The organism is Paraburkholderia sp. BL27I4N3 (genome assembly GCF_003386115.1).
Lineage (GTDB): Bacteria > Pseudomonadota > Gammaproteobacteria > Burkholderiales > Burkholderiaceae > Paraburkholderia.
The window spans coordinates 415812-441585 of record NZ_QREJ01000001.1 but is presented as its reverse complement, the minus strand read 5'-3'; the positions used below and the strand labels follow the sequence as shown (position 1 = coordinate 441585).

Below are 25774 nucleotides of genomic sequence, written 5' to 3'. Positions count from 1 at the left end.
CTCGCTGTCCGCCACCACGCTTTGTCGGAGGCTTTCGTTGGCAACCGCAGAACTCGCAGGAAAACACCTCGTCCTCGGCATGACGGGCGGCATTGCCTGCTACAAGATCGCCGAACTCACGCGTCTGTTGATCAAGGCCGGCGCGACCGTGCAGGTCGTCATGACCGAAGCGGCCACGCAGTTCATCACCCCCGTCACCATGCAAGCGCTCTCGGGCCGTCCGGTCTACACGAGCCAGTGGGACGGACGCGTGCCGAACAACATGGCGCACATCGATCTGTCGCGTGAAGCGGATGCGATCGTGATCGCGCCCGCCTCGACCGACTTCCTCGCCAAACTCGCGCACGGCATGGCCGACGATTTGCTGTCCACCTTGTGTGTTGCCCGCGATTGTCCGTTGCTGGTGGTGCCGGCCATGAACCGGCAAATGTGGCAGAACCCGGCCACGCAACGCAACGTCGCCCAATTGCGCGCGGACGGCATCGAAGTGCTCGGACCTGATTCCGGCCCGCAGGCGTGCGGCGAAGTCGGCGACGGCCGCATGCTCGAAGCCGCGGCCACTTACGAAGCTATCGCCTCCTTCTTCGCGCCGAAAATCCTCGCCGGCAAGCGCGTGCTACTGACCGCCGGGCCGACGTTCGAACCGCTCGACCCGGTACGCGGCATCACCAACCGCTCCAGCGGCAAGATGGGCTTCGCGCTGGCACGCGCCGCGCAACAGGCCGGCGCCGAGGTGCATCTGATCGCCGGCCCCGTCGCGCTCGAAACGCCGTGGGGCGTGTTCCGCCAGGACGTGCAAACCGCGCAGCAAATGCATGACGCGGTGATGCGCTCGGTCGCGGACGCGGACATTTTCATCGGCGTGGCTGCGGTAGCCGATTGGCGCGTCGATCACGCCAGCGAGCACAAGATCAAGAAGACTGCGGATCGCGCGCTGCCCACGTTTTCCTTCGTTGAAAATCCGGACATTCTGGCCTCGGTGGCGAAGCTGCCGCATCCACCGTTTGCAGTCGGTTTCGCCGCGGAAAGCGGCGATCTGGAAGTGCACGGCGAAGAAAAGCGCCTGCGTAAAAACGTGCCGCTTCTGATCGGCAATCTCGGCCCGCTAACTTTCGGCCTCGACGACAACGAGGTGATCCTGTTCGAAGCAGGCGGCGCGACGAAGCTGCCACGCGCCGACAAACGGACGCTCGCGCGCGCGCTGATCGCGGAGATCGCGAAGCGTCTGCCCGACACAAGTCTGATTCGCTGAGCGATTCCGGCGGCCGCCTGAATGCGGTCGCCGCGAGTCGCGCTGGCGAACGGAATCATCTGGAGCGGCACCGACATGACGCGACTCTCCGTACTCGATCAAACGCCCGTGATTTCCGGGCACTCGGTGGCGGATGCGATCGCCGCCACCGTCGAACTCGCACAACTCGCCGACGATCTCGGCTACACGCGTTACTGGTGTGCCGAGCATCACGGCCTGCGCGGCGTGTCGAACCCCTGCCCCGAGGTCATGCTGGCGCGCCTCGGCAGCGTGACTCGACGCATCCGACTCGGCTCCGGCGGCGTGATGCTGCCGTACTACAGCCCGTTCAAGGTCGCCGAGCAATTCATGATGCTCGAAGCGCTGTTCCCCAATCGCATCGATCTGGGCGTGGGACGCGCGCCGGGCGGCGACATGCGCACCGCGCAAGCGGTCGCTGCCGGCGACTACAATCGCGGCGATATTTTTCCGCAGCAGGTGGCCGATCTGCTCGGTCTGATGCACGGCACCTTGCCCGCCGATCACATTGCGAGCGGCGTGCTGCTGCAGCCGCAAGTCGATACGCGTCCGCAAGTGTGGATGCTCGGGTCGAGCGAATTCGGCGGCTTGCTGGCGGCGCAACTCGGCATTCCCTTCGCGTTCGCGCATTTCATCAACGCGCATTTCGGCCATCAGGTCGCGCATGCGTATCGCGAACGCTTCAAGGCCGGCCAAGGCATACAGCAACCGTATCTGGCAGCCGCGGTGTTCGTGATTTGCGCCGACACCGAACAGGAAGCAGCCGATCTGGAAAAGGCCGTCGATCTGCGCCGCGTGCAAATGGCCTACGGCCTGAACGAACCGATCCCGACGATCGAACAGGGCGTCGCGCAGGAATACGGCGAGCGCGAGCGTCTGGTGATCGATCGCGAAAAACCGCGCAGTATCATCGGCACGCCGGAAACCGTCACCGAGCGCTTGCACTCGTTGCAGGAACAGTTCGACGCCGACGAACTGATCGTGCTCACCGTGGCGGGCAGCTACCGCGCCCGGTTGCGCTCCTATGAACTTCTTGCCGAAGCGTTCCAGCTCGAACGCCCGGCCTCCACTTCTTAACCTTCGAACCTGCATGAAACTCGACCTGAAGATCCTCGACGCGCGCATGCGCGATCAGCTCCCGGCTTACGCCACCACCGGCAGCGCGGGCCTCGACCTGCGCGCGTGCCTCGACGAACCGTTGACGCTGAAACCCGGCGAGACAGCTTTGGTGCCGACGGGCCTGGCGATTCACGTCGGCGATTCGGGCTATGCCGCGTTGATTCTGCCGCGTTCGGGCCTGGGGCATAAGCACGGGATCGTACTGGGCAATCTGATCGGCCTGATCGATTCGGATTACCAAGGTCAACTGATGATTTCGACGTGGAACCGTGGCGAGACCACGTTCGTGTTGAATCCGATGGAACGTCTTGCGCAACTGGTGATCGTGCCGGTCGTGCAAGCGGAGTTCAATATCGTCGACGATTTTGAAACCAGTGAACGCGGCGCCGGCGGCTTCGGCAGCACAGGCAAGCACTAAGCCCGTCACGTTTTGCCTGAGGCCGTGCTGGATGAGCTTCAATCAGCACGGCTTCCTTCTACCCTTCCCATATCCCTCGCGCCTTTCGCGAGCGGCAGATTAAATTCGGACTTGTCCCATTTGGACAGGGTCACGCGCCACCTATAAATCAGTCACCAGACAAACGACTTAATCTGCTTAACTAATCAATCTGCATCCGGCGGCCGCCTTACCGTCTGCTTTCCCACCTTATCCACGCAAATCCCAGGAGGTTAAAGACCGAAATCACATTCTTATATCAAGATTTTTATTTAGGCATACGTATTAAATTTGAGCGCATCACTGATAAGCCACTGTCCGGATAGCACTTTTTTAGCCCAAACGGGCGCTCGGTGTTCGCCGGCCTACGTTGAACGGAGCTTGTATGAAGATCGAATATGATGCAATCGTTGGGTCGGGCGCGAACGAATGGTATGGCACGATCGTCGTTTCCAACCTGCGTTATGAAGACGGCAGCGCGGTCACCGTCAATCAGTTCCTCGAGTTCAACTTTCGCTCGCCGGCCAATCTCGACGCCACAGCAATCCAGCCGTCGTTTAGCACGTGGGTGACCGGCGACATCACGGCAGACACCACGCAAATTGGCGACGGCACCTTCGACGTAACGGCCACGATCCCCTACACGACCAGCTATACGATGCAGCGGGCCGACCAGATTACGATCGGCGTGGACGGTGATCTCTTGACCGACTCGCAGACCTGGCTCGATTCATTCGTGTTTGCCGCCGACCAGGCGCCGGCCATCACCGGAACGGTGTCCGCAACTTGCGCGCCCGCGCCGGATGCGGCGCTCGCCGGCATTGCGCCCGCCCTCACCCTCATGCGAGGCAGCGCAGTCGTCACGATGCCGCTCGATTATGGCGCCACGGCCAGCATCACCGTGGATCAAGGGACCTACGCGGTGACGGGCGACAGCGTCAGCACAAGCGATCAGACGGTCATTGCGCCGCTTGTAATCGACCGCAACACGATCGACGTCGTGGCTGGCGCAACAACCACGCTCGGGGTCACGTTCGCTCCCGTCGAATACTATTGCGCGCTTGATATTTCGGTTGGGTCGCTATCAGGGTTATCGACTGAAACACTCAATGTCACATTGACTGACAGCGCGACAGGCGAAACGCTGGCCGTGTTCACCACCACGACCAACCATGTCACTTCGCTGCGCAAGCTACCGCCATCGGGCTCGGCGCGCGTGTCGATTGAGAACATCGCACTGGACAATGTCGACTATTCGTTCAACGTACCGCTTGTCACGCTGACGAACGCACTGCAAACCGTAGTCATCGACAATTCCATGGTGCAGACAGAAAACGTCGACACCACGAGCTATACCCGGGTCGCGATCAATGTCACCGTCGATCATCCAGTCGATCGCCAGCTCCCGTTGCGTCTGATAGGCGGCAGCATGAACTATCTGCAGAACGTCACGGCAACATCGCAACAGACTGCTTTCTCGGCCCTCGTTCAGCCGGGCGACTACACCGTAGTGGCCGACGACTTCCTCTCCGCCGGCGTCGTCTACGCAGTCGAGACGCCGTCAAGCTTGAGCGTGCCAGGCAGCGGCAGCGCCGCACTCGACGTGACGATCGAGGCATCGGCGAATCTCAGTGTGCGCGGCTTTCCGGCCTACCTGTGCTTCGGCGGCTGTGCGGACCTGACGCCGTCCAATCAGGCGGACTTCGCCGCGGCACGCGCGACCTCGGTCTTCGACTACGCCGGCACCGACGGCGCCGGCGATTCGTCCGTCTACCTGACCGACGATCCGCAAACCCGAGCGACCCTCACGCTCGCGCGCAACGTCGAACTCCAACAGGGAAATACTCAGCCGGTCTTGCCCGTCATGGTGTCGTACACCTGCAATCTGTCGCTCGGCGACACGCCCACCATCCTCGCCAACGCCGACGCTCACGCGCACAGTTTTTCCAACTACATTCTGGCGCTCAACATCGCGACGGAGGCCATCGACAGCGACCACCCGGTCCCCGCGGGCTTTATCGTGAACCCTGACTTTCTCGGCGCTTGCCAGCAAGCCAACTTCGGGGCGACCTACCCGATGCCGGTGCGCGAGCCGCTACAGCAAGCCCTCGACCATTGGTCGATCAAGGCGGCCATTCCCGACGACATCGCCGAGAACATAGCCGGCTACGTGCTCGCGGTGAACTGGCTGACGCGCACGGTCGCGCCCAGCGTAACGTTCGGCTGGCAGATCAATCTGTGGGGTGTCGGCTACTCGGAATGGATCTACGACGACGGCATCGATCCGGCTCAGATGGCGCAGCAAACCGCGGACTATGTGACGAGCCTCGGCGTCTACGATGCGCCCTACGAGCCCGACTTCCTGGCGATCGACCGGTACGAAGCCGACGACTTCACGCAGCGCGCCTATGTGAACGGCTACTGCTACGGCCCTCGCGAATGGGACCGCTACTTCGATTTCTGCAAGGCGGTCAGCCGCGCGCTTAAATTGCCGGTGATGCCATGGCAGATGCCCGCGAGCCGCATTCCGAACACGACCGATCCGGTCGCGACGGATTTCGACTCCCAACACTGGGGAACGGGCGGCAGTTGCCTGCTGGGCGATCCTGCAATCGGCTCCAATTACGAGAACGTGCATCCCACCATTCTCGCGTTGCAATTTCCGGAGGCATTCCAGCAATACATGGGGACCACCGCGGAGGACATGTTCATCCGCTCCGAACCCTTCGACATTTCGAACCCTCTGTACGGCGACTTCCCGTTGCGAGGTATCTTCAGCGTGCTGCTCGGGGGTGGCTCAACGACCGGCATCGTTTCCGCAATCGGTAATCCGGAGCCGTGGGCAAGACAGAAACTGAATGCCTACATGAACCAGCCGATCACGTTCGATCAATAACGTCAACTCAAAAAAAACGGCGTGGACCTAGTCCACGCCGTTTTTTATCAGTACTACCGCGTAAGTTTACTCGACTTCCACTGCTTCCGGATTCGGATTGCGCGGCGCCGGATGTTCGTCGAAGGTCAACTGCACCTTGTCTTCGGCATCCACGTCGACCGTCACGCGGCCGCCGTTCATCAGCTTGCCGAACAGCAACTCGTCGGCCAGTGCACGACGGATCGTGTCCTGAATCAGACGCTGCATCGGCCGTGCGCCCATCAACGGATCGAAGCCGTGCTTGGCGAGATGCTTGCGCAGCGCGTCGGTGAAGAGCGCATCGACCTTTTTCTCGTGCAACTGATCTTCCAGCTGCATCAGGAACTTGTCGACCACGCGCATGATGATTTCTTCATCGAGCGAACGGAAGCTGATCGTTGCGTCTAGACGGTTACGGAACTCCGGCGTGAACATGCGCTTGATGTCGACCATTTCGTCGCCAGTTTCCCGACGATTCGTGAAGCCGATCACCGACTTGCCCATTGCCTCGGCGCCCGCATTCGTCGTCATGATGATGATGACGTTGCGGAAATCCGCCTTGCGGCCGTTGTTGTCCGTCAGCGTGCCGTGGTCCATGACCTGCAGCAGCACGTTGTAGATGTCCGGATGCGCCTTTTCGATTTCGTCGAGCAGCAGCACGCAATGCGGCTTCTTCGTGACAGCTTCGGTCAGCAGCCCGCCTTGGTCGAAACCGACATAGCCCGGCGGCGCGCCGATCAACCGGCTGACCGCATGACGTTCCATGTATTCCGACATGTCGAAGCGGATCAGCTCGATACCCAGCGTGAACGCCAGCTGCTTGGCCACTTCCGTCTTGCCGACACCCGTGGGGCCGGAGAACAGGAACGCGCCGATCGGCTTGTCCAGCTTGCCGAGCCCAGCACGCGCCATCTTGATCGCGGCCGACAGCGCGTCGATGGCCGGGTCCTGCCCGAACACCACGCTCTTCAGATCGCGATCCAGCGTTTGCAGCTTGCTGCGATCGTCTTGCGACACGCTTTGCGGCGGGACGCGAGCGATCTTCGAGATGATTTCCTCGATCTCGTTCTTGCCGATGGTCTTCTTCTGCTTCGACTTCGGCAGGATGCGTTGCGCCGCGCCCGCTTCGTCGATCACGTCGATCGCCTTGTCCGGCAGATGACGATCCGTGATGAAGCGTGCCGACAACTCAGCCGCCGCCGACAGCGCGCCCGACGAATACTTCACGCCGTGATGCTCTTCGAACCGCGACTTCAGGCCGCGCAGGATCGCCACCGTCTGTTCGACGGTCGGCTCGGTCACGTCGACCTTCTGGAAACGGCGCGACAAGGCCGCGTCTTTTTCGAAGATGCCGCGATACTCAGTGAAAGTAGTCGCGCCGATGCACTTCAACGTACCCGACGACAACGCCGGCTTGAGCAGGTTCGACGCGTCCAGCGTGCCGCCCGACGCAGCGCCTGCGCCGATCAGCGTATGAATTTCGTCGATGAACAGGATCGCGTGCGGACGTTCCTTCAATTCCTTGAGGACCGTCTTCAGACGCTGTTCGAAGTCACCGCGATATTTGGTGCCGGCGAGCAGCGCGCCCATGTCGAGCGAATACACCTGGGCATCCGCGAGAATGTCCGGCACTTCGCCGCGCGTAATGCGCCACGCGAGGCCTTCGGCGATCGCCGTCTTTCCGACGCCGGCCTCACCGACCAGCAGCGGATTGTTCTTGCGGCGGCGGCACAGCACCTGGACCACGCGCTCGACTTCCGACTCGCGCCCGATCAGCGGATCGATGCGGCCGTCTTTCGCCATCTGGTTCAGGTTCTGCGTGAACTGCGCAAGCGGGGTTTCCTTCTGCGCGGCGGCTTCGTCGGACTCGGCATTCGCGTCGCTCGCTTTCGCGGCGTCCGTGCTGCTCGTCTTGGCGATGCCGTGCGAGATGAAATTCACCACGTCCAGACGCGTCACGCCCTGCTGTTGCAGGTAGTACACCGCGTGCGAATCCTTCTCGCCGAAGATCGCCACCAGCACGTTCGCGCCGGTCACTTCCTTCTTGCCATTCGAGGTGGACTGCACATGCATGATCGCGCGCTGGATCACACGCTGGAAACCCAGCGTGGGCTGCGTGTCGACGTCGTCCGTGCCGGGCACGGTCGGCGTGTTGTCATGAATGAAGTTGCGCAGGTTCTGGCGCAGATCCTCGATATTGGCCGCGCATGCACGCAACACCTCCGCCGCGGTTGGATTGTCCAACAGGGCCAGCAAAAGGTGTTCGACCGTTATGAACTCGTGCCGCGCCTGGCGTGCTTCCATGAACGCCATGTGCAGGCTGACTTCCAGTTCCTGGGCAATCATGCTTCCTCCATCACACACTGCAGCGGATGCCCGGCCTGCCGTGCGTGGGTAACGACTTGCTCGACTTTGGTCGACGCGATGTCCCGCGTATAGACCCCACAAACTCCCCTGCCCTCGCGATGCACCTTCAACATTACCTGTGTTGCGGTTTCACGATCTTTATTGAAATATTCCTGCACGACCATCACGACAAATTCCATTGGCGTGAAGTCGTCATTCAGCAGCACCACCTTGTACATGGATGGCGGCTTGAGCTTTTTCTCCTGCCGCTCCAGTACGGTGCCGTCCTGCTTGTCCGGGATAATCGCCATACACCCATTCTAAACAACTAGGACAGGCCCGCAATCCTGTCAAAACCCGGCCGACCGGCCGGTGAGCCCGTTCGCTATCGCCTGATGGGAGAGACCCCGCCAATGCGTGCGTTAAATCGACGAGCCGATTGCGGAGCCGGCCCCTATCCTGTGATGCCTTGCGGTCGTGTTGCACCGCAGTCGGATCGAGTATCGCACAACCTGCCTTAACTGGCTGACGGCTCGCCCGGCCTCAACTTGAGCGGTACGCGCCGCAGAACAGCATGTGAGTCGATTATGCGACTTTTCAAGACGCCCCGCTTGCGCAACCGCACATAACGAAAGCGGGAAAAACCCTGGAAATGGCCTGTTTGCAACGCCGCGACTCCGTCTCAAAATTTTCTTGACACCCGAATAAAGAGCCTCAACAATCAAGCTGGCACTTTTTTCACTGCGCCATAATTTCGAAAAAATGCCGATGGTGAGCTTGTGAGGAGGGAGCGGCTGCATCACGCGGCCGTCGAGCTTTTCGAGGGCTCGTGGTAGTGACATGAGTTACAGGGGAAGTTGGAATGGCAACTGGTACGGTCAAATGGTTCAATGACGCAAAAGGTTTCGGATTCATCACGCCTGACGAAGGTGGTGAGGATCTGTTTGCACACTTCTCGGCCATCCAGATGAATGGGTTCAAGACCCTGAAGGAAGGCCAAAAGGTGACCTTCGAGGTCGTGCAAGGCCCGAAGGGCAAACAGGCATCGAACATCCAGGCACCCGCCTGAAACTGGTCGATACCCGTCCTTTGAAACCCGGCTTCGTGCCGGGTTTCTTTTTTTGGCGTCAGTATCTAGTCGTGCTGACTGAACGCGCGTCCCATATATCGGGTAGCGGTTCATTCAATGCACGCTTCCCCGCTTGCGATAACAGCCCTTCGCCGTTTTTTCTGCACCGGGCTTCCTGGGCAAGCAGCGCCGACGCGACACCCTATGCGGCGATACGGCGCATCATCGCGCGCTGCGCTTCCAGGCTGCGGGCGACATCGCCTTCGTACACTGCGATCCCCTGGTGTGTCAGGTTAGAACGGGCGTCGATCGCCGGCGTGATGCCGATGCTCGCCACCAGTCGGCAGAACCAATAGTCTTCGGAAAGGTACGCCCGCGTCTCGGGATCGATACCGGTGTCGAAAAACGCATAGAAAAAGTCCGCCACCTTGCCCGCGTCGAATTCCGGGCGGCCGACAATGCGCGAGCGGCAATGCAGTTCGGGATACGCCTCGATCAGCGCAAGAAACACTTCGCGTCGGATCAGCATGAAACCGGTCGGCGCATCGAGCGCGTCGAGGAAGCCGTCCGCGTCCGGTTCGAGCGTGTCGGAGCGCGCCACGGCCGGATACGACGCGTGCATCGTCCGGAAGTCCGCGCGCGTCGAGCCGGCCGGCAGCGGCTGCGCGAGACCCGCGGCGGGCCAGCCGTCGTTCTTCATCGGATAGACGCCGGCCACGACCGGCCGGTTCGCCCGCAGAAGGCGGACGACATCGTCGCCCTTGAAACCGATATCACTGTCGATCCACATGAGGTGCGTGAAGCGATCATCGGCGAGAAACTCCGCGACCATGGTGTTGCGGGCACGTGTGATGAGACTGTCGAAACTGTTGAAGTTCACGCGCACGCCAAAGCCGTATTGCTGCGCCAGATCGTGCAGATCCAGAAGTCCGAGCGCGTAGCCGGTGGTGACGACCGCGCCATAGCTCGGCGTGGCGACGTAGACATTCGCGACGATGGGTGTGAGGTTCGTATTCATCGTTATTGTGTTTGCATGCAGTGACGCGGCCGAGGCTCGGACAAAGTTGCGCGACCCTCGCGCCGGGCGAGCGGGCGCTCGCTGCGGCGTAACTTAACCGACGCCACATGGCCGGCATCTCAATAACGGTTCGCAATGCCGATCACGCGCGTGACGGCCGCGCCGGCGAAGCTATAGCGCGTTTTTTCGTGGCATCGCAATGCGCTCGAACTCGCGATCCCGCGGGCAAAAAACAAACAACCCCGGCCGCCTCACGGCGCCGGGGTTGCAGAGATGAACTCACTTAGCTCAGCGCGAACCGCCTCACAAATTCTCGATCAGCACCTGGCCAAAGCCCGAACACGATACCTGCGTCGCGCCTTCCATCAAGCGGGCGAAGTCGTACGTAACGCGTTTTTGCAGAATCGATTTTTCCATCGATTTGATGATCAGGTCCGCCGCCTCGGTCCAGCCGAGATGGCGCAGCATCATTTCCGCCGAGAGAATTTCCGAACCGGGGTTCACGTAGTCCTTGCCGGCGTACTTCGGTGCCGTACCGTGCGTGGCTTCGAACATCGCGACCGAATCGGACATGTTCGCGCCCGGCGCGATACCGATACCGCCGACCTGCGCGGCCAACGCATCCGATACATAGTCGCCATTCAGGTTGAGCGTGGCGATCACGTCGTATTCCGCCGGACGCAGCAGGATCTGCTGCAGGAACGCGTCGGCGATCACATCCTTCAGGACGATGTCGCCACCGGTCTTCGGATTCTTGATCTTCATCCACGGGCCGCCGTCGATGAGTTCCGCTGCGAACTCTTTTTGCGCCAGCGCATAACCGTAGTCGCGGAAAGCGCCTTCGGTGAACTTCATGATGTTGCCCTTGTGCACCAGCGTGACCGAGCGGCGTTCGTTGTCGATCGCGTACTGGATCGCCTTGCGCACCAGACGCTCCGTGCCTTCACGCGACACCGGCTTGATGCCGATCCCCGACGTATCCGGGAAGCGGATCTTCTTCACGCCCATCTCTTCGCGCAGGAACTTGATGACCTTCTTCGCCTGCTCCGATTCGGCCGGCCATTCGATACCGGCGTAGATGTCTTCCGAGTTTTCGCGGAAGATCACCATGTTGGTCTTTTCGGGCTCACGCACCGGCGAAGGCACGCCCTTGAAATACTGCACCGGACGCAGACACACGTACAGGTCCAGCTCCTGGCGCAGCGCGACGTTCAGCGAACGGATGCCGCCGCCGACCGGCGTGGTGAGCGGGCCCTTGATCGACACCACGTATTCCTTGAGCACCTGCAGCGTCTCTTCCGGCAGCCACACGTCCGGGCCATACACCTTGGTCGATTTCTCTCCGGCGTAGATTTCCATCCAGTGGATTTTCTTCTTGCCCGCGTAGGCTTTTTCAACCGCGGCGTCCACGACCTTGATCATGACCGGCGTGATGTCGAGGCCGGTGCCGTCGCCTTCAATATACGGAATGATCGGCTGATCGGACACGTTGAGCGAAAAATCGGCGTTGACGGTGATCTTGTCACCACCGGTCGGAACCTTGATGTGCTGATACGGCATGATCGGACTCCAGTGAAGGCTGTGCTGAAAGCTGGTGGGGAGACTGCGAAATGGGGCGCTCCTCGCTACGCGCAATGCCGGACGACTGCAAGCGGTCTGGCCGCTATTCTAGCCCACGCGGCGGTGGCTCCGAGGCGGCAACGGCTCGGGGTTTTCCAACATGGACGAATGCAAAACGGCAAGGCGCAAGTCTTATGTCTTATATAAGATGCCGAGTATTCAGTCGCGCATGATGCTTTATTATCCCGCCATTTACGGTCGGCCCGGCGCCTCCTGGCGCTGTAGCGGCGCAAGCCTCTCTACGCCATTCTTATTTTTTCCTATGCACCTTCTCGCTCTGAACAAACCGTTCGGCACCATCTGTCAGTTCTCGCCGCACGAGACGCGCGCTTCGCTGGCCGACTGGGTCAAAGTGCCCAACGTGTATCCCGCGGGCCGACTCGATTCCGACAGCGAAGGTCTGCTGCTTCTTACCGACGACGGCGCATTGCAAGCGCGCATTGCCGAGCCGCGTCACAAGCTTGTCAAACGTTACTGGGCCCAAGTGGAAGGCGCCGTCGACGCGGCAGCGCTGAAAAAGCTCGCACGCGGTGTCGATCTCGGCGACTACGTGACGCGGCCCTGCCGCGCCGACTATGTCGAGCCGACCGACGCGCTCTGGACACGCACCCCGCCGATCCGTTTTCGCGCCGCGATACCGACCACCTGGATCGAGCTATCGATCACCGAAGGTAAGAACCGCCAGGTGCGGCGCATGACAGCCGCGGTGGGGTTCCCGACGCTTCGCTTGGTACGCGTCGGCATCGGCGCGCTCGACATTTTTTCGCTGGGGCTGCAACCGGGCGAGAGCGTCGAATTGCCACCGAAGGCGCCGTGGGAAGGCATCGCCTGATCATCCGCAGACGCGCGCCGACTGATGATCGAATCCGCAACACGCCTGCATTCCACGCTGCAAAAAATAAGCTAACTCGTTGTATCGGCAAACAAAAGAGCGCGTGAAACAATGGCATGCGCGGGTACGCCGCAGTCTGTCGTTTGCACCAACGCAAGCGCATATAACTTTTCCATAAAATTCACGTCAACCGGTGCGCAAGCTCAGGCGTTATTCGACGCAGATGCCGCCTAAAGCTATCCGGCATTCAGCCTTAAGGGCCTTTGTGCAAGCCGCTTTTGCGGTAGGTGCGGGCAGTCTGAGCGCTAAAGCAGACGTGTCGAAAAATTTGTCGATGCGGCTGTCAACCGAAAGGTGGATGGCACGTTTACCGACATGACTCTACATATAACCGGGTCATTTGGTTAATTAACTAAAGCTGAGGATTCACAAAATGAACAAACTGATCGCCGCTCTGGTCGCTGGTCTCTTCGCAACGGCAGCATTCGCACAAGCTTCGGCACCGGCAGCAGCTTCGGCAGCTCCGATGGCAGCAGCTTCGTCGGCAAAGAAGACCACGAAGCACGCTCACAAGAAGTCGCACAAGAAGGCAGCAGCAGCAGCTGCAGCTTCGGGCGCTTCGGAGTAAGTTTGTTGTAAAAACGCAGTCAAGAACTAGCTTCATTGCCGTTCTTACGGCGTTGAAAGGCAGATCACCGCAAGGCGATCTGCCTTTTTGTTTTTGACGCGCTCGCGTAACATTCGCGGGTTAATTTCCAGCAAGGAGTCATGCCGTGCGATTTCCCATGCGCTCGTTGATTGCGCGTTTCGCTGTTGCCGTTGCGCTGCCGTTCGCCGCGTTGTCGTTCGTTGCTTCCACGGCCGCTCCTGCGCATGCGCAGCAGATGCCGGCCGGCGCCAAACAGCCCAGCGAATTTCCCCGTGCGAAACTGACGGCGGGTATGTTCGTGATCGACGCCGCCGTCGCCGCGAACGACGCGGACCGCGAGCAAGGCCTCATGTATCGCACGAGCCTCGCGCCGAATGAAGGCATGCTGTTCGTCTTCGGCGAAAACGCCGTGCATTGCTTCTGGATGAAGAACACGCTGATCCCACTGTCGATCGCGTTTATCCGCGCCGACGGCACGGTTACCGACATCGACGAAATGCAGGCCGAGACCACCAATAATCACTGCCCGAAGAACAACGGCGTGTATGCGTTGGAGATGAGCAAAGGCTGGTTCACGTCGAAAGGCGTCAAACCGGGAATGAAGATTCAGGGCTTGCCCGCAGCGCAATAACACGTGCGCCGGCCGCGCCAAAGCGCCGCGCTTCGGCCCACCGCTTTCCAGGAGCCGGTGCCTCGTTTCGAGGCGCCGGCTTTTTTCTTTTCCGCGCCGCGGCATCGGCCGGCGCGACATCCGCTCGCCTTGCGGCGCCACCAGGCGCGCGGCGCCGCCAGCCGAAGTCTTGCCAGCACGCCTTCGCGTCCGGCGGGCAAGTTTCCTGCAAAAGACGGGCCGACGCGCTATCCTAGTAGTCTTAGTAAAGCAGCACCCAAGGCTCCCCGGGCGGCACAGACTGCCGCCCGGCAAGCGTTTCAGGCGCGCCATTCCAAGGAGGTTCACGTGCCCCGCAAGACTCCCATCGAGCGCTACCGGAATATCGGCATCAGCGCTCACATCGATGCCGGCAAAACCACCACCACTGAACGCATCCTGTTCTACACCGGCGTGACCCACAAGATCGGCGAGGTTCACGACGGTGCGGCAACGATGGACTGGATGGAACAGGAGCAGGAGCGCGGCATCACCATCACGTCGGCGGCCACCACCGCTTTCTGGAAGGGCATGGCCGGCAACTATCCGGAACACCGGATCAACATCATCGACACCCCCGGACACGTCGACTTCACGATCGAAGTGGAGCGCTCCATGCGCGTGCTCGACGGCGCGTGCATGGTGTACGACTCGGTCGGCGGCGTGCAGCCGCAGTCGGAAACCGTGTGGCGCCAGGCGAACAAGTACAAGGTGCCGCGCATTGCGTTCGTCAACAAGATGGACCGCGTGGGCGCGGACTTCTTCCGCGTGCAGCGGCAGATCGGCGATCGCCTGAAGGGCGTCGCAGTGCCCATCCAGATTCCGATCGGCGCGGAAGAGCACTTCCAGGGCGTAGTCGATCTCGTCAAGATGAAGGCGATCTTCTGGGACGAAGAGAACCAGGGCATCAAGTTCGAATACCGCGATATTCCGGCGGAACTCGCCGCGACGGCGAAGGAATGGCACGACAAGATGGTCGAGGCCGCGGCGGAAGCGAATGAGGAACTGCTCGACAAATACCTCGGTGGCGAGACCCTGACCGAAGAGGAAATCAAGTACGGCATTCGCGCGCGCTGCATCGCCAACGAAATCGTGCCGATGCTGTGCGGCAGCGCGTTCAAGAACAAGGGCGTGCAGGCCATGCTCGATGCGGTGATCGACTATCTGCCCTCGCCGGTCGACGTGCCCGCCATTACCGGTCACGACGAATACGACAAGGAAATCGAGCGTCATCCGACCGACACCGATCCGTTCTCGGCGCTTGCCTTCAAGATCATGACCGACCCGTTCGTGGGCCAGTTGATCTTCTTCCGCGTCTATTCCGGCGTGGTGAATTCGGGCGACACCGTCTACAACGCCGTCAAGGAAAAGAAGGAACGCCTTGGCCGGATCTTGCAGATGCACGCAAACGAGCGCAAGGAAATCAAGGAAGTCTACGCGGGCGACATCGCCGCGGCCGTCGGCCTGAAAGAAGCGACCACGGGCGACACGTTGTGCGATCCGAACAACGTGATCATCCTCGAACGCATGATCTTCCCGGAGCCGGTGATCTCGCAGGCTGTCGAACCGAAGACCAAGGTCGACCAGGAAAAGATGGGCATTGCGCTGAATCGTCTTGCCCAGGAAGATCCCTCGTTCCGCGTGCAGACGGATGAAGAATCCGGCCAGACCATCATCTCGGGCATGGGCGAGTTGCACCTGGAAATTCTGGTCGATCGCATGAAGCGCGAATTCGGCGTCGAGGCGACCGTCGGCAAGCCGCAGGTCGCATATCGCGAGACGGTGCGCAACAAGGTCGAAGATGTCGAAGGCAAGTTCGTCAAGCAGTCGGGCGGCCGCGGTCAGTACGGTCACGCGGTGATCACGCTGGAGCCGGCGCCGCAAGGCAAGGGTTACGAATTCGTCGACGCGATCAAGGGCGGCGTGATTCCGCGCGAATACATTCCGGCAGTCGACAAGGGCATCGTGGAAACGCTGAAGGCCGGCGTGCTGGCCGGCTATCCGGTGGTCGACGTGAAGGTGACGCTGACCTTCGGTTCCTACCACGACGTCGACTCGAACGAAAACGCGTTCCGCATGGCCGGCTCGATGGCCTTCAAGGAAGCGATGCGCAAAGCCAAGCCGGTGCTGCTCGAACCGATGATGGCCGTCGAAGTGGAAACGCCAGAAGACTTCATGGGCAACGTGATGGGCGACCTGTCGAGCCGTCGCGGACTCGTGCAAGGCATGGAAGACATTGCCGGCGGCGGCGGCAAGCTGGTGCGCGCCGAAGTGCCGCTCGCGGAGATGTTCGGCTACTCCACGTCGCTGCGTTCCGCGACTCAGGGCCGCGCGACCTACACGATGGAGTTCAAGCATTACGCGGAAACGCCGAACAACGTCGCTGAAGCCGTGATCAACGCGAAGCATAAGTAAGCGCGAGCCGCCATCAAGCCGAAGGCAGCACACGCCAACGGCTCGAAGCCCGTCCCCTGCGGACGGGCTTTTTTTCGTCCGCTGCGCCGCACACAGGGCTTCTTCACACGCACGTTTTTGAACATGCAAAAATGCCAGACGGCGCCGTGCCGAACGCCGGGACTCTAGCCCTCGAGGAGACACATCATGAGCCAGGATCACGAACACCCGCATTACAAGGACGCGCCACCCGCTGGACCGGTCGATTGGCGCGAGCACGGCGTGAAGGTCATCAAAGGCGATCAACTCGATAGCAACACCGCGCAGACGCCCGGCATGAATCGCGCCGCCGCGATCAATGCGGCGCGCGTCGGCGCGCAGAAGATCTGGGCCGGCACCGTGACGATCCATCCGAATGCGAAGACCGGCGCGCATCATCACGGCGCGCTCGAAAGCGTGATCTACGTGGTGCGCGGCCAGGCGCGCATGCGCTGGGGCGAGCATCTGGAGTTCACCGCCGAAGCCGGCCCCGGCGATTTCATCTTCGTGCCGCCGTACGTGCCGCACCAGGAGATCAACGCGAGCACGGACGACCCGCTCGAATGCGTGCTGGTGCGCAGCGACAACGAAGCAGTGGTGGTCAACCTGAACATCGACGCGGTGGAACAGCCCGAGACGGTGTTCTGGGTCGATCCGATTCACAAGCATCCGCACGATCACTAACTCTTGCCCACGCGACTCATGACGCCGACCGCTTCCCTGCGCCCACGCCTCTTCACGCTGTACGCCGTGCTGATCGCCGCCAATCTCGGCGCGTGGGCGTGGGCGTTGATCGCGTTTCGCCATTACCCGCTGCTGCTCGGCACCGCGCTGCTCGCGTATGGCTTCGGCTTGCGCCATGCGGTCGACGCCGATCACATCGCGGCAATCGACGCCGTCACGCGCAAGCTCATGCAAACCGGCAAGCGTCCGCTCGGCGTCGGGCTGTCGTTTTCGCTGGGGCATTCGACGATCGTGGTTCTCGCGACGATCGGCATCGCGTGGACCGCGCATTCGCTGCACGGCCGTTTCGAGACGTTCAAGGCCGTCGGCGGGACGATCGGCACGCTCGTGTCCGCGAGCTTTCTGCTGGTGCTGGCCGCCGTCAACCTCGTGATTCTGCGCGACGTATGGCGCCGCTATCGGCAAGTCCAACGCAGCGGCGAATTGCCCGCTCAAACGCCGGACTCGATCGCGCCCGCTGGTCTGCTGTCGCGTGCGCTACGGCCGCTTTTCAGGCTCGTGACGAAAAGCTGGCACATGTACCCCGTCGGCGTGCTGTTCGGCCTCGGCTTCGATACCGCGACCGAGATCGGTCTGCTGGCGATTGCCGCGTCCGAAGCCGGCAAAGGTTTGCCGCTCTATTCGATTCTCGTGTTCCCCGCGCTCTTCACCGCCGGCATGACGCTGGTGGATTCGACCGACAACGTGCTGATGGTCCACGCCTACGGCTGGGCCATGGACGACCCGAAGCGCAAGCTCTACTACAACGCGAGCATCACGTTCGTTTCGGCGGTGGTGGCGATCGTGATCGGCGGCGTCGAGGCACTGGGTCTGCTGTCGGACAAGCTCGGCTTGAACGGCGGCGTATGGGAAGCGGTGGCCAGCGTGAACGAGCGCTTCGGCGCGTTGGGCTATGGCATCGTCGCGATGTTCATGGCGTGCTGGATCGGCTCGGTGCTGTTCCACCGCTGGCGGCGCCCGGACGCGGTCGCGCGGTAAATCCAGCACCTGTCGCCCGCGGCGGTCGGTAAGGTTTCCATTCGCGGCATTGGCCGTTGCACTGCCGCAGCGGCGGGCGTTTGGACATGCCTCGCGCCGCGACCGCGCCGAACGTTGTGATGACGATACACAGCCGCCCTTTTATCCGCCAAACGCGAACCCGGCGGCGGCGCAGGCGCTCCGAATCCATGAGCAATCGCTTACACTGAACCCGCTTCGCCCTGTCGCTTTCGTCATTGCAATACCGTCGCCTGTCGCGCGCATCCTGTGCGGCCCTTCAGAACCGGCAACAGAACGGACTGGACACTCCATCGATGAAGACTCCCGCGGACCGATTTCTCGCACTCGACGCAGCCCGCCTCACCGCCGACGCCTACGGCAACCACGCCATCGACGAATTCCTCGCCGGCCGCATCACGCGCCGCGACCTGCTGCGCTATGCCAGCGTGATTGGTTTGTCGCTGGTGGGCGGCGGCGTGCTGAATGCGCCACAAGCTCGCGCGCAAGGCGCCGCCGGCGCAGCGAATCAGACGATCCGCGTGGCTCACCTGACGCCCGCGGGCGCGGTCGATCCGCTTACGGTAACGGACGCCGCCAGTCTTGCGCTGCTGAACCAGACCGGCGAATTCCTGATCGACGACGACGGCGAAAAGCTCGTGCTGAAGCCGGCGCTCGCCTTGTCGTGGAAACCGAACGACAAGGGCGACGTGTGGACCTTCAAGCTGCGGCCGAACGTCAAGTTCCACGACGGCCAGCCGTTCAGCGCCAAAGACGTGGTCGCCACCTTCGACCGCCTCGCCGATCCGGCAAGCGGCTCGGCGGCGCTGTCCGTGCTCAAGGGTGTGCTGTCCAAAGGCGGTGCGAAAGTGGTCGACGACCACACGGTCGCGTTTCATCTGGACGCGCCGAACGGCAACTTCCCCTATTACGTTTCCTCGGACAATTACAACGCCGTGATCCTGCCCGCCAACTACGCGGGCGGCTATGAAAAGAGCTTCATCGGCACAGGTCCGTTCAAGCTCGAAAAGTATCAGGCGAAAGTGGGCGCGTCGTTCGTGCGCAATCCCGATTACTGGGGCGACAAAGCGTTACCGCAACGCGTACAGTTCTCGTTCTACGCCGACGAACAGGCGCAATTGCTCGCGCTGCAAGGCCATCAGGCCGATGTGATGGGCACCTTCACCGTGCAGGGCGGCGCCGGCATTCTGAACAATCCGGATTACAAGGCCGTCGGCGTGAAGTCGAGCGCGCATCGGCAGATTCATATGCGCAACGACAGTCCGTTGTTCAAGGACAAGCGCGTGCGCCAGGCGCTGGCATTGTCGCTCGATCGCGATGTGCTGGTGCGTGGCCTGTTCAAAGGGCGCGCGCAACTCGGCAACGACAGTCCGTTCGCTCCCGTGTTTCCGTCCTCGGATGCGGGCGTTCCGCAACGCAAGATCGACGTCGCGAAGGCAAAGCAGTTGCTTGCGCAAGCGGGCGTGCCGAACGGCTTCGACGTGACGCTGACCACCGAGAAATACATGGAGATTCCCGATCTCGCGGTGGTCGTGCAGAACGCGGCGAAGGCGATCGGCGTGCGCATCAATTTAAAGGTAGAGAGCCAGTCGCTGTATTACGGCGCGGGCACGCCGGGCAAATCGGATTGGCTGGACTCGCCGCTCGGTATTACCGACTACGGTCATCGCGGCGTGCCGAACGTGTTCCTGAATGCACCGCTCACCAGCACCGGCACGTGGAACGCCGCGCACTTCAAGAATCCGCAATACGATCAACTGGTCGCGCAATTCGTCGCCGCCATCGATCTCGGCTCGCAGAAGAAAATCTCCGGGCAGATCCAGACGCTGCTGCTCGATGAAACGCCCATCATCATTCCGTTCTTCTACGATCAACTGATCGCCATGCGCAAGGGTGTGAACGGCGTGCGCTTCACCGCGCTCGCGCAACTCTATTTCGACCACGCGGTGTTGAGCGCGTGATGTTGAATGCCTGAGCGCCGGCGCGTTTGCGACAGGAGAGCACGATGTCGACCACGGTGACGCCTTCCGCTTCCTCCGCGCCGAGCGGCAACGCGGGCCGCGTCCTGCGTTTTCTGGCGACGCGTGTCGGCCTGTCGCTGATCACGCTATGGCTGCTGTCGGTAATCGTGTTCGCGGGCGGACAACTTCTGCCCGGCGATATCGGCCGCGCGGTGCTCGGGCCGCTCGCCGACGCGCGCGCAGTCGCCGCGCTCAATCATCAGCTCGGCGCCGACCGTCCGCTTATGACGCAATACATCGACTGGATTTCGCATTTCGTGCGCGGCGAGATGGGGCTGTCCTATGCGTATCGCGAGCCGGTGCGGCCGTTTATCGCCGAGGCGCTCGCGCATTCCGCCAAGCTCGGCTTGCTGGCGTTCGTCGTGGTCGTGCCGCTCGGCATTGCGGGCGGCGTGTGGTCGGCCATGCACGCGGGGCGCTGGCTCGATCGCACGATCAGCATTGCTGGACTATCGGCGACGGTGGTGCCCGAATTCGTTTCGTCGATCGTGCTGATTCTCGTGTTCGGCGTATGGCTGCGCTGGCTGCCGATCGAGGCGTCGTATCCGCCCGAAGCGAGCGCGCTCGAACAGCTGCGTCACCTGGTGCTGCCGGTGCTGCCGCTCGTGCTGGTGTTCTTCGGCTATATCGCGAGAATGGCGCGGGCCGGCACCGTCGAGGCGCTCGATGCCGACTACACGCGCACCGCGATTCTCAAAGGCCTGCCGCGTCATATCGTGATCTGGCGGCATGTGTTGCGCAACGCGTTGCTGCCCACCATCACGGTCGCTGCCACACAGCTCGGTTATATGATCGGCGGCCTCGTGGTGGTCGAGACGCTGTTCCACTATCAAGGTATCGGCTCGCTGATCTACAACGCAGCCAAGGCCAAGGACTTTCCGATGCTCGAAGCAGGCGTGCTGACAATCGGCGTGGTCTACACCGTCGCCAATCTCGTCGCCGACGCGTTGCATGTGTTGCTCAATCCGCGGCTGCGGGTGAGGAGCGCGGAATGAGCACCATCGTTCCGCCGACACCACGTGTTGCCGCCGAGCCGCGCTTCGACCAGTTGCGCCTGCTGCTGCGCTCACCCACCTTCGTGGTGGGCGTGGTGATCGTCACATGGTGGATCGTCTGCGCGATTGCCGGGCAATGGATCGTGCGCATCGACCCGTACGCATCCGACCCGCTCAATTCGCTAACACCGCCCGACAGCACGCATTGGTTCGGCACCGATCAGCTCGGGCGCGACGTGTTCTCGCGCGTGATCGTCGGCGCGCGCGACATTCTCACCATCGCGCCGCTTGCTACTTTGCTCGGAACGATAGCCGGCACCACGCTCGGCTTGATCGTCGGCTACTTCGAAGGCTGGGTGGACAACGTGGTGGGACGCGCGATCGATGCCGTGCTCGCGCTGCCGCTCGTGATCGTCGCGCTGCTCGCCCTCGCCGCGGTCGGTGCGTCGAATTTCACCGTCATTCTCGTGATCGGCATCACGTTCACGCCGATCACCGCGCGCACCGTGCGCGCCGCCGTGTTCGCCGAACGCCATCTCGACTACGTCGCCGCGGCGCAATTGCGTGGCGAACGCGCGCCCTACATCATGTTCGCCGAGATCCTGCCGAACGTGCTGCCGCCCATCATCGTCGAAGCAACGGTGCGGCTCGGCTACGCGATCTTCGCGGTCGCCACGCTATCGTTTCTCGGCTTCGGCATTCAGCCGCCGTCGGCCGATTGGGGCCTCGCGCTGTCCGAGTCGTACACGCTGATGGCGGGCGGCGCATGGTGGACGGTGGTGTTCGCGGCCGGCGCGATTGCGAGTCTCGTGGTCGGCGTGAATCTGATCGCCGACAGCGTGCAAAGCGTGCTCGACCGATGAACGGCCCGCCGCCCTCCTCGTTCCCCGCCTTCGACGTCTCGAAGAGCGACCGCACGGATGCGCTGACCGTCGTCGGGCTGACGGTCACGTACCGGATACGCGGACGCGATCGCGAAGTGCTGCAGGACATTTCATTTCGCGTGCGGCGCGGCGAAGCATACGGTCTGGTCGGCGAGTCCGGCTGCGGCAAGTCGACCGTCGCGATGGCGGCGCTGCGCTATCTGCCGCGCAACGGCAAGGTGAAGGCCGGCAAGATCGTCATTGCCGGTGAGGACGTGCAGAAGCTCAACGCCGACGCGTTGCGCAACATGCGCGCGAATGCGATCTCGATGGTCTATCAGGATCCGGGGCGCGCGCTGAACCCGTCGCTGACGATCGCGCGGCAAGTCTCCGAAGCGTTCGAAGCCGCCGGCATCGCGCGCGACGAAGCCTTGCGGCGCACGCACGAGATGCTGCAACGAGTACGCATCGCAGCGCCCGAACGGGTGATGGAGAGTTACCCGCATCAATTGTCGGGCGGCATGCAACAGCGCGTGGTGATCGCCATGGCGCTCGCCTCGAACCCCGCGCTGCTGATTCTCGACGAGCCGACCACCGGGCTCGATGCGACCGTCGAAGCGGAAGTGCTCGATCTCGTCGCGCAGTTGCGCAAAGAACTCGGCACGGCGGTGCTCTTCATCAGTCACAACCTCGCGGTGATCGGGCGGATGTGCGAACGCGTCGGCGTGCTTTACGCGGGCAAACTGGTCGAAGAAGGCGCGACGCAAGATGTCTTCACGCGGCCGCGTCATCCTTACACGGTCGGACTGTTGCGCTGTTTGCCCACGGCCGGGCGCAGCAAGGACAGCGAGCGGCTCGACACGATCGCGGGCAGTCTGCCCTTGCCCGGTTCGGTCACGCAGGGCTGTATCTACGCGGATCGCTGCCGTCTCGCCGACGACCGCTGCCGCCGTGAAGCACCGCCGCCGTATCGCGTGAGTGCCGCGCGCGGCGATCAGATGTCGCGCTGCCATTACCACGAACGCGCGATCGAATTGCCGCGTGCGAGTGCGGAAGCTGTGCCCGAGCGCAATGGTGCGTCGCTCGACGGCAAGTCCCCTGCTCCCGTATTGCGTGCGGAAAAACTCTCGAAGACATTTCACGTATCCGGCGCTCCGCTGCGGGCGGTCGACGACGTCTCGATCGATCTCGCCAGCGGCGAAACGCTTGGGCTCGTCGGCGAATCGGGCAGCGGCAAGACGACGCTCGCCAAGCTGATGCTCGGCCTGCTTACGCCGGATGCGGGCGGCGTGCTCGAACTCGACGGCGCACCGCTCGCCGCGCGCGTTACGCGGCGCAACGCCGAGCAGGTCAAGTCGCTGCAGATCGTCTTCCAGAATCCGGACTCCGCGCTCAATCGCGCGCATTCGGTGAAACGGCTGATCGGCCGCGCGCTCTCGCGGCTCACCGCGTTGCGCGGGCCGGCCATCGACGAACGGCTTGCCACGTTGACGGCCGCCGTGCGCTTGCCGGAGCGCTATCTCGGCTCGCGCACGCGCCAATTGTCCGGCGGCCTCAAACAGCGTGTGGCGATTGCCCGTGCGTTTGCCGGCGAACCGCGCGTGGTGGTCTGCGACGAACCGACTTCCGCGCTCGACGTCTCTGTGCAGGCCGCGATCCTGAACCTGCTCGCCGATCTGCAACGCGAGCGCGGCGTGAGTTACGTTTTCATCTCGCACGATCTTCACGTCGTGCGCTATCTGTCGGATCGCATCGCGGTGCTGTATCTGGGCAGGCTGCTGGAAATCGGACCGGCAGCGGCCGTGTTCGAAGGACCGCATCATCCTTATACGGAAGCGTTGTTGTCCTCAGTGCCGACACTCGATGGTCACGGTGGCGCGACCCGCATCCGCCTGTCCGGCGATTTGCCGAGCGCGGCATCGCCGCCGTCCGGCTGCGTGTTTCATACACGCTGCCCGCGCAAGCTGGGCGCAATCTGCGAACAGCAGGACCCGCCGTTCGCCGATGCCGGCGAAAGCAAGGCGGCGACGCCGTCTGCGCATCGAATCCGCTGCCACATCCCCGTCGATGAATTGCGCGCGCTGCAATCTGCGTCGCGCGACGATGCGGGAAAAGTCGCGGGCAAGGTGCCTGGCGACAGATCGGAAAACGCGCCCGAGAACGCCCGGCGTGACGAGTAGCACGGCCTGACGCGAATCTAGACCGCGCGTCAGGGCCACACACTTGAACCGTGAACGCGGACGTGTGCGTAGGTGGCAAAAACTCGAACAAGCAGCCGCCCGTGCGCGCGCGCCTGGAACCAAACCGACGCGATCGCCTCATATCAGATTCAACGTTCGATATGAGGGCACCACAAACATGCAACGAAACGTCCCCCGCTCCGCGGCGCGTGTGGCCACCGGCCTGGTGATGGCTGCGGCGCTCGGCCTCGCGTCGCTCGCTCATGCGCAAACGTCGGCGCAAACACCCGCGCAAATGCAAACGGCACAAGCGGCACAGCCGCTCTCGCCGACGCTCTCGCAAGCCGCCCCGCCGGTCGACCCCACCTTCTCCGCGTATTCGCTCGCGCAAACCTGCAAGCAGAAAACCGACAACGTCGCGCAAGGTCAATGCGTCGGTGCGATTCGCGGCATCATCCACGGCTATCAGTATGGCGTGCTGTTCCTCGGTCAGCGCAGCGCGTTGCCCGCCAATGAAACGCAGCGCGTATCGCTGTGCCTGCGCAATGTGCAGGTGTCGTCGATCGTCGACGAATTCGTTGTGGACGCCGGCCAGGTCAACGAGGATTCGCTCAGGCACACGCCCGCGGAAGTAGCGGTGCTCGGCTCCGTCCACATGCACCACAGCTGCAACTGACAAGGGGCGCTGCGCTTACAGCATTTCGAGCGGCCGCTTGCCGCGCGGTGGTTTGAAGTGAGCGTCGATAGCGGCCAGTTCATCGGCGCCGAGTTGCAGTTGCAATGCGCGATAGTTGTCGCGTACGTGCTCGACGCGCGCCGCCTTCGGAATCGCCAACACGCCGGGCCGACGCAGCACCCACGCAAGCGCGATCTGAACCACCGAGACGCCACGCGCGTCGGCGATATCGTCGAGCGGCGAGCGTTTCGGCAAGCGTGCGTGATCGACCGGGCTGTACGCCATGGCCGGCATCTTGCGGGAGGCGAGCCATGGCAGCAGATCAAACTCCGGCCCGCGGCGCGCCACGTTGTAGAGAATCTGATTGGTCGTGCAAGCATCGCCGCCCGGCGTGGCGACGAGTTCTTCCATGTCCTCGGTGTCGAAGTTGCTGACGCCCCAATGGCGGATCTTGCCCGCCCGGCGCAACGCCTCGAAGCCCTCGACCGTCTCCGCGAGCGGCACCGAGCCGCGCCAGTGCAGCAGATACAGATCGAGCTGATCGGTCTTCAGACGCTTGAGGCTCTGCTCGCACGCCGCGATCACGCCGCGCCGGCTGGCGTTGTGCGGATACACCTTGCTGACCAGAAACACCTTGTCGCGCAATCCGGCCAGCGCTTCACCGAGCAGCGATTCAGTCGCACCGTCGCCGTACATTTCCGCCGTATCGATCAACGTCATGCCGAGTTCGATGCCGCAACGCAGCGCGTCGATCTCAGCGGCTCGCCGCGCCGGCATTTCACCCATCCCCCAGGTGCCCTGCCCCAGTTTCGGAACGCGTTCGCCGTCGGGCAGGCTTACGCTTGCGATGTCGCTCGTCATGCTGACTCCTCGAAGTGGCTCAGTGGTCGGCAATATCGCTGCGCAAGCGAATGCGCCGCGCGTGCCACGAAAAATCATAGCGA

21 protein-coding genes are annotated in these 25774 nt (G+C 62.3%); 16 read left to right on the top strand and 5 right to left on the bottom strand.

Features of this window, described 5'->3' with window-relative positions:
* The first annotated feature begins 37 nt into the window (after window positions 1-37).
* The 4 genes from coaBC (at window position 38) to B0G71_RS01975 (ending at window position 5721) form a co-directional block, all read left to right on the top strand.
* The gene (coaBC, locus tag B0G71_RS01990; RefSeq protein ID WP_116139392.1) at window positions 38-1252 is read left to right on the top strand and encodes a bifunctional phosphopantothenoylcysteine decarboxylase/phosphopantothenate--cysteine ligase CoaBC; all 1215 of its coding nucleotides are present in this window, start codon (window positions 38-40) and stop codon (window positions 1250-1252) included.
* A gap of 75 nt (window positions 1253-1327) precedes the next feature.
* On the top strand, window positions 1328-2347 hold the full coding sequence (locus tag B0G71_RS01985; RefSeq protein ID WP_116148272.1) for an LLM class flavin-dependent oxidoreductase: 1020 nt from the start codon (window positions 1328-1330) through the stop codon (window positions 2345-2347).
* Between the two features lie 13 nt (window positions 2348-2360).
* Window positions 2361-2807 (top strand): dUTP diphosphatase, encoded by a 447-nt coding sequence (dut, locus tag B0G71_RS01980; RefSeq protein ID WP_116118143.1) that lies wholly within the window; start codon window positions 2361-2363, stop codon window positions 2805-2807.
* Window positions 2808-3210: 403 nt separating this feature from the next.
* A complete protein-coding gene (locus tag B0G71_RS01975; RefSeq protein WP_116139390.1) occupies window positions 3211-5721 on the top strand; it encodes a hypothetical protein in 2511 nt (836 codons plus the stop codon).
* A gap of 66 nt (window positions 5722-5787) precedes the next feature.
* Here B0G71_RS01975 and clpA read toward each other — a convergent pair whose 3' ends face one another.
* Window positions 5788-8085, bottom strand: coding sequence for an ATP-dependent Clp protease ATP-binding subunit ClpA (gene clpA / locus B0G71_RS01970; RefSeq protein ID WP_074765373.1), 2298 nt, complete (start codon window positions 8083-8085; stop codon window positions 5788-5790).
* Window positions 8082-8396, bottom strand: a complete 315-nt coding sequence (gene clpS / locus B0G71_RS01965) for an ATP-dependent Clp protease adapter ClpS (protein WP_012434130.1) — start codon at window positions 8394-8396, stop codon at window positions 8082-8084. The genes clpA and clpS overlap by 4 nt, the downstream gene beginning before the upstream one ends.
* 551 nt (window positions 8397-8947) lie before the next feature.
* Between clpS and B0G71_RS01960 the strand changes: the two genes are divergently transcribed.
* Window positions 8948-9154, top strand: a complete 207-nt coding sequence (locus B0G71_RS01960; RefSeq protein ID WP_007180614.1) for a cold-shock protein — start codon at window positions 8948-8950, stop codon at window positions 9152-9154.
* A 202-nt stretch (window positions 9155-9356) separates the two neighbouring features.
* Here the strand turns inward: B0G71_RS01960 and B0G71_RS01955 are convergent, their stop codons facing one another.
* Both B0G71_RS01955 and icd read right to left on the bottom strand, forming a co-directional pair.
* Window positions 9357-10172, bottom strand: a complete 816-nt coding sequence (locus B0G71_RS01955; protein ID WP_116139388.1) for a hypothetical protein — start codon at window positions 10170-10172, stop codon at window positions 9357-9359.
* A 303-nt stretch (window positions 10173-10475) separates the two neighbouring features.
* A complete protein-coding gene (icd, locus tag B0G71_RS01950) occupies window positions 10476-11732 on the bottom strand; it encodes an NADP-dependent isocitrate dehydrogenase (protein ID WP_106314184.1) in 1257 nt (418 codons plus the stop codon).
* A 322-nt stretch (window positions 11733-12054) separates the two neighbouring features.
* Here icd and B0G71_RS01945 point away from each other — a divergent pair, with 322 nt between their 5' ends.
* The 11 genes from B0G71_RS01945 to B0G71_RS01895 all read left to right on the top strand — a co-directional run bounded on the left by B0G71_RS01945 (window position 12055) and on the right by B0G71_RS01895 (window position 24830).
* Complete coding sequence (locus tag B0G71_RS01945; RefSeq protein ID WP_116118147.1) at window positions 12055-12624, top strand: pseudouridine synthase; 570 nt, start codon at window positions 12055-12057, stop codon at window positions 12622-12624.
* Window positions 12625-13057: 433 nt separating this feature from the next.
* The gene (locus B0G71_RS01940) at window positions 13058-13252 is read left to right on the top strand and encodes a hypothetical protein (protein ID WP_041758551.1); all 195 of its coding nucleotides are present in this window, start codon (window positions 13058-13060) and stop codon (window positions 13250-13252) included.
* A gap of 145 nt (window positions 13253-13397) precedes the next feature.
* Entirely contained in the window at window positions 13398-13904 is a 507-nt protein-coding gene (locus tag B0G71_RS01935; RefSeq protein ID WP_116139386.1) for a DUF192 domain-containing protein, read from the top strand.
* A gap of 327 nt (window positions 13905-14231) precedes the next feature.
* Window positions 14232-16337 carry an elongation factor G gene (fusA, locus tag B0G71_RS01930; RefSeq protein WP_106283427.1) on the top strand — a complete coding sequence of 702 codons (2106 nt, stop codon included), beginning with the start codon at window positions 14232-14234 and terminating at the stop codon, window positions 16335-16337.
* Window positions 16338-16523: 186 nt separating this feature from the next.
* Window positions 16524-17039, top strand: a complete 516-nt coding sequence (locus B0G71_RS01925; protein WP_116139384.1) for a cupin domain-containing protein — start codon at window positions 16524-16526, stop codon at window positions 17037-17039.
* An 18-nt stretch (window positions 17040-17057) separates the two neighbouring features.
* Window positions 17058-18077 (top strand): HoxN/HupN/NixA family nickel/cobalt transporter, encoded by a 1020-nt coding sequence (locus B0G71_RS01920; RefSeq protein WP_116118150.1) that lies wholly within the window; start codon window positions 17058-17060, stop codon window positions 18075-18077.
* Between the two features lie 314 nt (window positions 18078-18391).
* Window positions 18392-20056, top strand: coding sequence for an ABC transporter substrate-binding protein (locus B0G71_RS01915; RefSeq protein WP_116139382.1), 1665 nt, complete (start codon window positions 18392-18394; stop codon window positions 20054-20056).
* Between the two features lie 44 nt (window positions 20057-20100).
* A complete protein-coding gene (locus B0G71_RS01910; RefSeq protein ID WP_116139380.1) occupies window positions 20101-21111 on the top strand; it encodes an ABC transporter permease in 1011 nt (336 codons plus the stop codon).
* The gene (locus B0G71_RS01905; protein ID WP_116139378.1) at window positions 21108-21974 is read left to right on the top strand and encodes an ABC transporter permease; all 867 of its coding nucleotides are present in this window, start codon (window positions 21108-21110) and stop codon (window positions 21972-21974) included. Before B0G71_RS01910 ends, B0G71_RS01905 begins: the two co-directional genes overlap by 4 nt.
* On the top strand, window positions 21971-24154 hold the full coding sequence (locus B0G71_RS01900; RefSeq protein ID WP_116139376.1) for an ABC transporter ATP-binding protein: 2184 nt from the start codon (window positions 21971-21973) through the stop codon (window positions 24152-24154). Before B0G71_RS01905 ends, B0G71_RS01900 begins: the two co-directional genes overlap by 4 nt.
* A 178-nt stretch (window positions 24155-24332) precedes the next feature.
* On the top strand, window positions 24333-24830 hold the full coding sequence (locus B0G71_RS01895; protein WP_116139374.1) for a hypothetical protein: 498 nt from the start codon (window positions 24333-24335) through the stop codon (window positions 24828-24830).
* A 15-nt stretch (window positions 24831-24845) separates the two neighbouring features.
* Here the strand turns inward: B0G71_RS01895 and B0G71_RS01890 are convergent, their stop codons facing one another.
* Window positions 24846-25691, bottom strand: a complete 846-nt coding sequence (locus tag B0G71_RS01890) for an aldo/keto reductase (RefSeq protein WP_116139372.1) — start codon at window positions 25689-25691, stop codon at window positions 24846-24848.
* Window positions 25692-25774 lie beyond the last annotated feature (83 nt).